Raw genomic sequence first — 11329 nt, forward strand, 5'->3', positions numbered from 1 at the left:
GTCCCCTACAAGGAATAAATGATGAATGAACAACTTAGTCGTACTGAAACACCTCAATTTAAACCTAAAAAATCCGTTGCACTTTCAGGTATTACTGCAGGAAATACCGCACTTTGTACCGTTGGGCGTAATGGTAATGACCTGCATTATCGCGGGTTTGACATTCACGACTTAGCCACACAATGTGAATTTGAAGAAATCGCGCATTTGCTCATCCATGAAAGGCTGCCGACAGCAACCGAACTCGTTGCATATAAAGAAAAGCTGCAATCTCTTCGGGGGTTACCGGCAAGTGTTAAACAAACGTTAGAATCCATACCCGCGAACGCGCACCCAATGGACGTCATGCGCACAGGCGTATCAATGATGGGCTGCGTGTTACCCGAAAAAGAATCTCACCCTTTTTCCGGTGCTAGGGATATTGCTGATCGCTTATTAGCGTCACTGGGTTCGATGTTGTTATATTGGTATCACTTTAGCCACCATGGAAGACGTATTGAAACCCAAACTGATGATGATTCAATTGGCGCGCATTTCTTGCACCTATTACACGGTAAAAAGCCCCCTGCTCAATGGGAAAAATTTATGCATATTGCGGCAATTTTATACGCAGAACATGAATTTAACGCATCGACATTCGCAGCAAGGGTTATTGCGGGAACAGGCACGGATTTTTACTCTGCGATGACAGGTGCAATTGCCGCTTTGCGTGGCCCAAAACACGGGGGGGCAAATGAAGTTTCATTAGAAATTCAGCAACGTTATGCCTCAATGGAGGAAGCAGAACAAGATATTACAGCGCGCGTTAAAAATAGTGAGGTTATCATTGGGTTTGGCCACCCCGTTTATACCCTCGCAGACCCCCGCCACCCTATTATCAAGTCTGTCGCTTTACAGTTATCTGAACAGAGCCTAAATCGACATCTTTATACCGTTGCGGATCGAATTGAATCCGTAATGAAACGTGAAAAAAACATGTTTCCAAATTTAGATTGGTTTTCTGCTGTGGCTTATCACCTTATGGGCATTCCCACCGCCATGTTTACCCCATTATTTGTTATGGCACGTACCGCTGGCTGGTCAGCACATATTATTGAGCAACGACAAGATAATAAAATTATTCGTCCTTCAGCCAACTATATTGGTCCTGAAAATCAATTATTTACTCCTATAGAACAGCGTTAAAAGGTAACCTAATGACAACACAAACCGTGCGTTCGCAACAAATTGAATTTGATAAAGTGATCAGCGATATTGTTGATTATGTAATGGATTACCCAATTATTTCTGACCTCGCCTATGATACGGCTTATCATTGCCTGCTCGATACCCTTGGTTGCGGTATGGAATCCCTTGAATACCCTGCATGTAAAAAATTATTAGGGCCTATCGTTCCGGGTACGATTGTGCCAAATGGCACAAAAATCCCAGGCACCCAATTTCAATTAGACCCAGTGCAAGGCGCATTTAATCTTGGCACAATGTGCCGTTGGCTCGACTTTAATGACACTTGGCTGGCTGCCGAATGGGGCCACCCGTCGGATAACCTTGGTGGTATTTTAGCCACTGCGGATTGGCTTTCTCGTGAAAACATTGCGAAAGGCAAGCCCCCGCTAGTTATTAGAGATGTTTTGACTGCATTAATTAAAGCGCATGAAATTCAAGGCTGCATCGCACTAGAAAATGCCTTTAACCAAGTCGGGCTCGACCATGTTATTTTAGTCAAAGTGGCATCAACTGCGGTTGTTTCTCATCTATTGGGGCTGGAAAGAGAACAAATTCTCAATGCTGTTTCCCAAGCGTGGATTGATGGCCACAGCTTACGTACCTACCGCCACAGCCCCAATACAGGGTCTCGCAAGTCATGGGCGGCAGGTGACGCCACCTCCCGTGCTGTACGGCTAGCTTTAATGGCTCAAAAAGGGGAAATGGGCTATCCAACGGCGCTAACGGCTAAAACCTGGGGCTTCTACGATGTTTTATTTAATGGACAACCCCTGTGTTTTCAACGTCCTTATGGCTCCTATGTTATGGAAAATGTGTTGTTTAAGATTTCTTTCCCTGCTGAGTTTCATTCCCAAACAGCAGTAGAGGCAGCGTTACAACTCCACCAAACCCTCGAAAAATTAGGAAAAACGGCTCAAGATATTGAGTCTATTGCCATACGCACTCATGAAGCTTGTATTCGTATCATTGATAAAAAAGGCCCATTACATAATCCGGCAGATCGTGACCATTGCATTCAATATATGGTCGCTATCCCATTAATTTTTGGTCGTTTAACGGCTGCTGATTATGAAGATAATATTGCCAAAGATGAGCGTATTGATGCATTACGTGCAAAAATGCATTGCACTGAAGATGCACAGTTTACCCGAGACTATCATGACCCTGAAAAACGTTCGATTAGCAATGGGTTAACCATTACATTGAAGGATGGGCAAGTGCTTGATGAAGTTGTTATCGAATATCCTGTTGGCCATAAACGCCGCCGTAAAGAAGGGATGCCATTGTTATTAAATAAATTTAGAATTAATTTAGCAAGGCAATTCCCAGAGGCTCAACAAATTCGAATTTTAAAAGCCTCTCTCGATAAGCCAATGCTAGAAAAAATGCCCGTCAATGAATATATGGATCTATTCGTTATTTAAGACTAAGGAAATTATTAACTGGCGAGCATTAACTGGCGAGTAATTCAGCGCCTTAATATAGAGGCGCTGAATATTCACTATTGTATTAGAAAACAAATTGGTAACGCGTTTGGTTTTGGTACATTTGTTGAGGAAATGCAATCGAACTGTATTGTTCTCCCCACTCAGGGTGATTGATTGCATCTGCTGGAAACTGAGTTGCTATCACTACCCCTGAATAAGGGACATACGTTCGTGTTTTCCCCGACGTTGCAAGCAGGTTATTTCCACTGTACACATGTAATGCAGGCTGCGTGGTTGCGATATTTAGCCGCACATCACCACTTGGTGCCCCGAGGGTTGCCACCGTCTGCAGACCATCGGTTAATGTATTGTTTAATATAAACGTATGGTCATACCCCCCAACTCGACGTTGGTCATCATCTTGTAAGAAATCTCGGCCAATCCGTTTACTTTGGCGAAAATCAAAATTTGTATCTGCAACGTTATACCACTCTCCCGTTGGGATACCGTCCATATCTGTCAGCAAATATTGGTCTGCATCAATATATAAATCATGTTCCAAAGCCGTTCTGACCGAGTCCTCCCCCGCTAAGTTAAAGTAGATGTGATTCGCAAGGTTAACAGGGCAAGCTTCTGTCGATTGATAAGTATGGTGAATAACGACTTGATTATCTTCTGTAAGTTCATAGCTCACTTCAACGTCTAACTGCCCCGGAAAGCCTTGATCACCAACAGGCGACGTCAAAGAAAAAATAGCTTTTTGAGGTGTTGGTTGAAAAATACCCCATATGCGATGGCTAAAACTGTGTTTTCCACCATTCAAGCAATGTACACCTTGGTTATTCGCAAGCTGATAGTACTGTTCATTTAGCGTGAATCGTGAATTATTTATGCGGTTAGCGACTCGCCCAACGATTGAACCAAGGTATACCCCCTGTTCCATCTGTTTAGCCATATTGGGTGAACCTAAAACAACATCTCGTTTTCCTGTTGCTAGCGGAAGTATACAGCTAACCCAACTAGCTCCTAGGCTACTGAGAATAACCTTCATACCATTTTGATTAGTAAGGGCAATGACCTTTGGGGCGCGAAATGTCTGACATTGTTCTTGAGTTAACCGCATTTTTTCCTCAATCATTCAATAATCACTATAGAGAGCATTTTTTGGGGTTTGCTACATTTGCCCTATATTTTGAAACAAATACCTTATTGTGCCATCTTGAAACCGCTTATTAATTTTCGTCTTGTAATCAATCAGGTGCAATAATTAATGTGTTGATTTTACATAATAGCTTGCAATAAAAAACCGAGCCACTTTAAAGCTCGGTTTTTATCGAAAAATAAAATAAATGTATGATTAATGCTTAGCGTCTTTGTCATACGGGTCAAGGTGGGTCATAACATCCAAAATTAATGGGTTTTCCATCAATTTTTTACGCACATTTACCGCAATTTCATGGCCAACAGTAATACTCATATTTCCATCAAGCTCTAAATGCACATCCACCAATAAAAAGTCACCCGATTTACGTGTTTTTAAATCATGATATCCTGATAACTCACTAATATTATCCAAAACAGAACGGATTTCCTGCAAAGTTTCTTCGTCTGCGCCTTTATCCATTAAATCTTGCATGGATTGATTAGTGAATTTAAACCCCATCCGAAAAACAAATGTCCCTACAATCAACGCGGCCAGTGGGTCAAAAATTTTAAACCCACACAAGCTACCAACAATACCAATGGCCACCACTAGGGAGGAAGCCGCATCGGAACGAGCATGCCATGCATTCGCCACTAACATACTGGAGTTTACTTTTTTCGCGACATGCAACATATAGCGAAACAGCCCCTCTTTTGCGACTAAAGCAATCAGTGCAACAATCAATGCAATTGAGTGAACTTCAGGAATTAACTCAGGTTTCAGTAATTTTTCAATCGCTGACCAAACCATTCCCACGCCCACAATTAATAAAATAATACCTAATATTAATGAAGCGCCATTTTCATAACGAAAATGACCATATGGATGGTCTTCATCTGGCTTCTTGTGGCTTTTCTTATTGGCTATCAACACCACAAAATCAGCGACCAAATCCGATAATGTATGAATACCGTCAGCGACTAACCCGGAAGAATGAGAAAAAATACCAACAATTATCTGCCAAATCGATAAGAAAATATTTACGACAACACTGACTAAGGTACTTTTTTTTGCGGCTTTAAATTTTATTTGTTGGATTTCAAAATCACTTTTTTTCTGTGTTGAAGCATTATTCATAGTCATAAAATAGGTTCTTTAATGAAAAACAAAACAATTATCATTCAAATAATACATTTAAATCAATTAGTTAAGCAACTTGCCGCGATCTTCGCATATATTTTGTTAAAAGTCTCTGTGTGATTTGTAAATAACACTGAGAGTTGATAATAATTATTCTTTCTTTTCAAAGAAGAAGCTATGTCATTTTTAGATTATCGCTATAAATGCGCACGTTATAGCATTTATTACTTTTCATTTAACTTATAGTATATTGTAGATAATCTTTTGTAATTAATTTTAAATAATACGAAAATGAGGTAGCTATGTATAAAAAAATCCTAGTCCCTATTGATTTGTTAGAAGATGAATTAAACCAAGAGATCATCAAACACGTTGAGGCACTAGCGCAACTAAGCTCAGCTGAAATTCATTTTCTATCCGTTATTCCGAGCCTTGAGTTATTTTTTGGTATTGAAATTGCCGCATTACCAGAAAGCAACAAAGATTCTGCGGAACGCTCAATCCTTGCAATGCGTGCGTTAGAAGAAGTCATTAAAGATATCAAAGTTGCTGATGAACGGATTAACTGCAAAATTGGTATTGGTTCAGCTAAAGATGAAATTTTAGATTATGCGCAAGAAATTAGCGCAGATCTCATTGTTGTTGGCTCCCATCACCCAAGCACTTCAACCTATTTATTAGGTTCAACAGCCTCTGCAATCGTGCGCCATGCGAAAACATCTGTCTTCGTTATTCGCTAAATTGGTTTCTATAAAAAATGCCGCTAAATGCGGCATTTGAGGTTGTTGACAAAGCGGGATAAAAGCGTGGTTGTTCCCGCTTTGTGTTATCAGCCGAAAATCAATAAATTGATTTTCCTGATTTATTTTCAAAACCTATTAGACTTACCGCCAAACATAATATGTTTGTCAGCAGTCTGAATGCCGCTAAATGCGGCATTTTCTTTAATATTTATTTTGTAACTGAATCAATTAATTTATCGTCTGTAGACCAGATACGATATTTTACTTGCATATCTTTCGGAGCATAAACCACAATCGGTAATTTGCTGTTATAACGCACAAATGCATCATCGCCTAATTGAGTCGTCACAAAACGGTCTTTTGCAGGCTCAGAGCATCCCATCATAGTAGATGCAGGGCCTTTTACTTCGTCGAGTTTATAATAATCATAGCCCCAGCCTTCCAACGTCTTTCTATCTAGATCACCCATAAACCATTGGCGGTTACAATCTGCTTTGATCGTTTTTCCAATAACTAACTCAACCATAAAGTCATTTTCATTTTGTTGCTTGGTTAATTCAATCACATGACGAGTCATACCCGATTCTGCTTTTGGGTATGGCGCGATCTTTTCCAAATCTTCCGTTGCTACTGCACAAGATGAAATTAGTGCCGCCGCCATTACAGATAAAATCGCTTTTTTCATTATTTATTCCTATTTAAGAACACAAAACTAATTTTTAAAACCAGTCTTTTATCCATGTTAAGTCATTTACACCGTAATTATCACTATAGATGATTCTTAATTACAAAAATATAGATAACTCAGGTAAAAGCCATGTAATACTACTTAATTCTAGTAGAAGGATCATAAAACTAATAAAAATTATGTAAATTACAAGCTATTTGGATGTACAAAATGCATGCACTGTTTATACTGAAACTGAGGCTTAATATATTCTGAGGAGGTAGTATGTTATCAGCAGATCAAGATTTAGTTTCAAAATTAATCTCTACACATCCCCGTTTTCAAACTCTTTATGAAAAACATCATCAACTCGACAAAGAAATCAGCAAATTAGAAGGGCCTTCTGGTGCTGGTTACAATGAGCATGTCGCTAAGCTAAAAAAAGAAAAATTACATCTTAAAGATGAAATGCAAAAAATAATGCTCTCGAGTCAATAGGTTATCACGATAATAGTATTAGTTGTTTTTCTCACATAATGAAATTCAAAAACTGGGCTAACATCCTAAAAGATAATGATATTCTATCGATCATTTAACGTTAGCTAGTGTTTTTTCACACTAATATAAGAGGGTATTTTTTTATTACCCTCTTTTTATTACGCCTAATAACTCACTATTTTATTGAGTCCCATCAATAAAAATACAAAAAAATTATCATAAACCAACCATAAATTGTATATTAAATATATGTTTTGTTTTTATAGAGAATTTTCTATGGTTGGCAAACGCATACACCGTGAAATTAAAACGATTGAAAAAATGATAAAAATCTATGAGAAAGCCTATCCAGCACCAGCAGAATCACCTGATTTTTATCAAAAACTATTTTCCTATGCCGTTAATAGATTAGAAAAATGCCGATATGGAGAAGAAAAACCAGCATGTAAACAATGTCCAATCCATTGTTACCAACCCAAAATGAGAGAGCAGATGAAGCTAGTTATGCGCTGGGCTGGCCCGAAGATGTTAATCCATCACCCAATTCTCGCTATACGTCATTTACTTGATGATCGTAAACCAGTCCCTGATTTACCAGCTAAAGTAAACAAGCGAGCAACTCAGAAACAAGAGCCATAATTAGTGAGCCTATAGCTCAAGCTTAACCCTCTATTTAAAGCAAAGTACAACATGAGGAGAAATAATAAAGCACAAAGATGTTGAAAAATGGCGAGCAATAAGTAGTAACGCTAAAGAACTATTTATAAAAATATATATTTAAAATACCTATTAAAGCAATCATAGAAACCTATCAATTAAAAAACGAGACTCAAGTCACAAACAAATAGCAATCCCCACATCTTAATAAATTAAATCAATCATATCGATTTAAAAAATAAATAACTTAGATTAATAACCATTAATTACATTAGCAAAATTAATAAATGATAGTTTTGCCGAAATCTATAATCATCATTAGCATAGCTAAAATTTATATTACTATGCTAAAAATGATAAGTAAGAAGAAAGTAGAAAAAAACACGGTTTAGGTGTAAAAAACGATAACATATTAACATACGACTAATTTTATCAATTCAGATTAAAAATCCAAACTAATTAAAATTATAAGTATAATAATTAAATTACCCCACTAATTACACAAAAAATACCGAGCAATACACACCAATAGCTCGGAAAAAGTATATTTAGAAACATTTATTTATATTTAGAATTATAATGTGACACAAAATTAATCGATTTATATAATTTCAATCATACTAATAACATCCATGCTTTATATCACCAGATAGGAATAGTTGAATATTTTATTTTGAATTTATATTTAAATACGATTAAAAAGGTATAGTCATGCAAGCAATAAACTCACCAAATCGACACTTCATTAAACAGATAAACATTGATAGTAACGCGGCCCATAACATTATTGACCTAGAAACTAAAGGGCTTTTAATTATAGAACAAGGCTCTGTGTTACTAGAAACCCCAGCTAACTCACAATCTTTAAATGAAGGCGATATCTTATATCACAAACAGGGAGCTTACTCACTACAGCTCACTGAAACAACAAGTTGCAAATTACTTTGGATATCCTTGGATGATAACTTTTTGCGTAGTTTCATCGCCAATCATGGCACTGAGTTAAGCGAAATAGACCGCAATGAAGGCTTACCCTGTGATATCATTAAATTTAATTCATCCCCTCTCATTGAAGAAATCAAATCAAGCTTAAATACATTTGTTAATAACGAATACCCTGACGTCATTTTCTCACTCCGAGTTAGTGAATTACTGTTATTACTAAGCTACAGTGAACAAGGTGCTTTATTGCTATCTAATTTTAGACAGCTAAGTAGTCGCCAAATAGAACGTCTACAAATGTTTATGGAAAATAATTATCTTAAAGAGTGGAAATTAAGTGAGTTCGCACGTACTTTTGGTATGGGATTAACAACATTTAAAGAACTGTTCAATACCGTTTATGCAACGTCACCACGCGCATGGATAAGTGAAAAACGTATTATGTATGCACACCAGTTATTAATTAATACTACAATGAGTATTGTAGAGGTTTCTATGGAAGCAGGCTTTTCAAGTCAATCTTACTTCACCCAAACTTATCGAAAACGGTTTGGCTACACACCGAGTCGGTCAAGAATAGCAGCTTAACCGCTCAGTAAGACTCTAACTCATGCCCTGTCAGTTATAGAAGTTTAATCTTCACTATAATCTGGCAGAAAGGCAAACATCAAATCCTTCCTTTAAATATTCACATTCACTTCTTATACTTCTTATACTTCTTATACTTCTTATACTTCTTATACTTCTTATACTTCTTATACTTCTTTCAGATTGATACATCACAAAAAAAGGTAATTTGCCTTTCAGTGACAAATTACCTTTAAGATAACCTTAAATAAAAGCTATGCTATTTCGCTTTGATTATTTTTAAATCAATAATTGACATGGAGTTTGGTGGTACCTCACCTGGTATGCCTTCAACGCCATACCCACCTTCAGGTTTAATATAGACTTTAACCATTCCCCCTTCCCCTGCTCGTTCGACAAAGGAGTTTAATGGTGCAGGTAACTGATTATAAGGTAATGTGACAGGGTTTTGATCGGTATACAACACCGTAACCTTACCGTCAGTTAATTGCTCTCTCATAATAAAAGTCACGTCTTTATTTTTCACGTCTTTTATCGGTGAGCCAACTTGAATGATTTTATAGTAAGTATTGCTATCGAGCTTACTGTATTTTTGAGCGGTAATTTGCTCAATAATTTTTTGGTTTTTCTTCGCATTTTCTGCGGCAATCACTTTTGCATCTTTGCTAGGAGGAATTCGCCCAGCCAGACCAGTACTCGATTTCGAACCACCTCTTGCTTTTAATGCATCATTTTCATTTTGTAATTGAGTTATCTGTCGATTTAACGCCATAATTTGTGATTTTAAAGCTTCATCACTCGAAATGGATTTACTTGAATCCAATTCCGTTTGTAGTTTTTTCAATTTTTCTTGTGCTAATGCCAACTCTTTTTGAGAGTTCGCTTTTAAATCACCAAGAAGTTTATTCGTGTCTGTCAGTTTTTGCTCAATTTCAGACTGTTTCTTTGTTTTAGCCGCAATATCACTTTCAAGTTTGCTGATTTTGTCTTCTTGAGCCTTAGTCTGCTTAGTAAATTGCTGGTTTTGCTGGTCAAGTTTTTTCTTCTCACTTTCTTGGGTAGCAAGAGCGTCACTAATTGATTTTTTCTCAGATTCTAACTTGGCAATAGCGCTTTCTTTTTCTTTCAATAATGTAACTTGTTTATTTAAGTCCGCAGTTAACGCTTTAACTTGCTTGTCACTTGCTTGACCTACTAGCGCTGTTTGTTTTTCAACATCTTTTTGTAATTTCAGCAGTTCTGCATTAGCCTGTTCCAATTGTTTTTGAGCATTAACAAAATTTTGTTCATTTTGTTTTAAGTTTTCTTGCAATTGTTGCTGTTGCTTTTGGCTCTCAACATATTGTTTTGATAAAACATTCTGTGCTGCTTGCTGCTCAGCCAACTGTTTTTTTGCTGTTGCTAATTCAGACTCTAACGTAATTTTTTGTGCTAATTTGGCAGTTTGCTCTGCTAAAGATGCTTGGATCTTATCTGCTTGCTGCGCTTTCTGTTTCAGTTGCGTAACAAGCTGCTGGTTTTTCTCCGCTAACGCTTTTGCATCTGCTTGCTGTTTGGCGAGCGCCTCACGAGTTACTTTACTTTCCGTTTCAGCTTTCTTCAACCCGTCTTCTTTTTGCTTCAGCAAAGCGAGTTGTTTGTTTAAATCTGCCGTCAGCGCTTTAATCTGTTGGTCACTGGCTTGATTCATTAAAGCTGTTTTTGTTTCAACTTCATTCTTCAGCTGCTGCAAATCCGTGTTCGCTTGTTTCAGTTGCGCCTGTGCCGTAACGTAATTTTGCTCTTGTTGGCGGAGTTTCGCCTGCAACTCGGCTTGCTGTTTTTCACTGTTCGCAAACTGTTTGGACAACGCATTTTGTGCCGTTTGGTGCTCGGCTAACTGTTTTTTCGCCTCAGCCAGTTCGGCTTCTAACGCCACCTTCTCGGCAGCCTTCGCCGTCTGCTCGGCTAAGGACACTTGAATTTTTTCCGCTTGTTGCGCTTTTTGTTGCAATTCGGCAGCAAGCTGCTGGTTTTTCTCCGCTAACGCTTTTGCGTCCGCTTGCTGTTTGGCGAGCGCCTCACGGGTGGTTTGGCTTTCCGTTTCAGCTTTCTTCAACCCGTCTTCTTTTTGCTTCAACAAAGCGAGTTGTTTGTTTAAATCCGCCGTCAACGCTTTAACTTGTTGGTCGCTGGCTTGGCTCATCAAGGCGGTCTGTTTTTCCATCTCCCCTTGGAGCTTTTGTAGATCTGCGTTCGCTTGTTTCAGTTGCGCCTGTGCCGTAACGTAATTTTGCTCTTGTTGGCGGAGTTTCGC

9 protein-coding genes and 1 pseudogene are annotated in these 11329 nt (G+C 38.0%); 6 read left to right on the forward strand and 4 right to left on the reverse strand.

Going from position 1 to position 11329, the window contains the following annotated elements:
- Positions 1–21: 21 nt before the first annotated feature.
- On the forward strand, positions 22–1185 hold the full coding sequence (gene prpC / locus SJ312_RS07615) for a 2-methylcitrate synthase (protein WP_094962084.1): 1164 nt from the start codon (positions 22–24) through the stop codon (positions 1183–1185).
- Between the two features lie 11 nt (positions 1186–1196).
- On the forward strand, positions 1197–2651 hold the full coding sequence (locus SJ312_RS07620) for a bifunctional 2-methylcitrate dehydratase/aconitate hydratase (RefSeq protein ID WP_096863323.1): 1455 nt from the start codon (positions 1197–1199) through the stop codon (positions 2649–2651).
- An 85-nt stretch (positions 2652–2736) separates the two neighbouring features.
- Here SJ312_RS07620 and SJ312_RS07625 read toward each other — a convergent pair whose 3' ends face one another.
- Positions 2737–3777 carry a galactose-1-epimerase gene (locus SJ312_RS07625; RefSeq protein ID WP_096863458.1) on the reverse strand — a complete coding sequence of 347 codons (1041 nt, stop codon included), beginning with the start codon at positions 3775–3777 and terminating at the stop codon, positions 2737–2739.
- A gap of 234 nt (positions 3778–4011) precedes the next feature.
- Positions 4012–4941, reverse strand: a complete 930-nt coding sequence (locus SJ312_RS07630; protein WP_004261765.1) for a cation diffusion facilitator family transporter — start codon at positions 4939–4941, stop codon at positions 4012–4014.
- A gap of 299 nt (positions 4942–5240) precedes the next feature.
- On the opposite strand from SJ312_RS07630, the gene SJ312_RS07635 reads away from it, so the two are divergent.
- Complete coding sequence (locus SJ312_RS07635) at positions 5241–5678, forward strand: universal stress protein (RefSeq protein WP_004261767.1); 438 nt, start codon at positions 5241–5243, stop codon at positions 5676–5678.
- A 211-nt stretch (positions 5679–5889) separates the two neighbouring features.
- On the opposite strand, the gene eco is transcribed toward SJ312_RS07635, so the two are convergent.
- The gene (eco, locus tag SJ312_RS07640) at positions 5890–6366 is read right to left on the reverse strand and encodes a serine protease inhibitor ecotin (protein WP_094962081.1); all 477 of its coding nucleotides are present in this window, start codon (positions 6364–6366) and stop codon (positions 5890–5892) included.
- A 267-nt stretch (positions 6367–6633) separates the two neighbouring features.
- Between eco and SJ312_RS07645 the strand changes: the two genes are divergently transcribed.
- From SJ312_RS07645 to SJ312_RS07655, 3 genes are all read left to right on the forward strand, one after another.
- Entirely contained in the window at positions 6634–6846 is a 213-nt protein-coding gene (locus SJ312_RS07645) for a DUF465 domain-containing protein (RefSeq protein WP_004261774.1), read from the forward strand.
- A 276-nt stretch (positions 6847–7122) separates the two neighbouring features.
- Entirely contained in the window at positions 7123–7485 is a 363-nt protein-coding gene (locus tag SJ312_RS07650; protein WP_096863321.1) for a nitrous oxide-stimulated promoter family protein, read from the forward strand.
- Positions 7486–8214: 729 nt separating this feature from the next.
- On the forward strand, positions 8215–9033 hold the full coding sequence (locus SJ312_RS07655) for a helix-turn-helix transcriptional regulator (RefSeq protein ID WP_004261788.1): 819 nt from the start codon (positions 8215–8217) through the stop codon (positions 9031–9033).
- Positions 9034–9292: 259 nt separating this feature from the next.
- On the opposite strand, the pseudogene SJ312_RS07660 reads toward SJ312_RS07655, so the two are convergent.
- Positions 9293–11329, reverse strand: a pseudogene (locus SJ312_RS07660) (hypothetical protein); the annotation flags it as partial.

The organism is Providencia sp. CIM-Carb-044 (assembly GCF_033901115.1).
Taxonomy (GTDB): Bacteria; Pseudomonadota; Gammaproteobacteria; order Enterobacterales; family Enterobacteriaceae; genus Providencia; species Providencia hangzhouensis.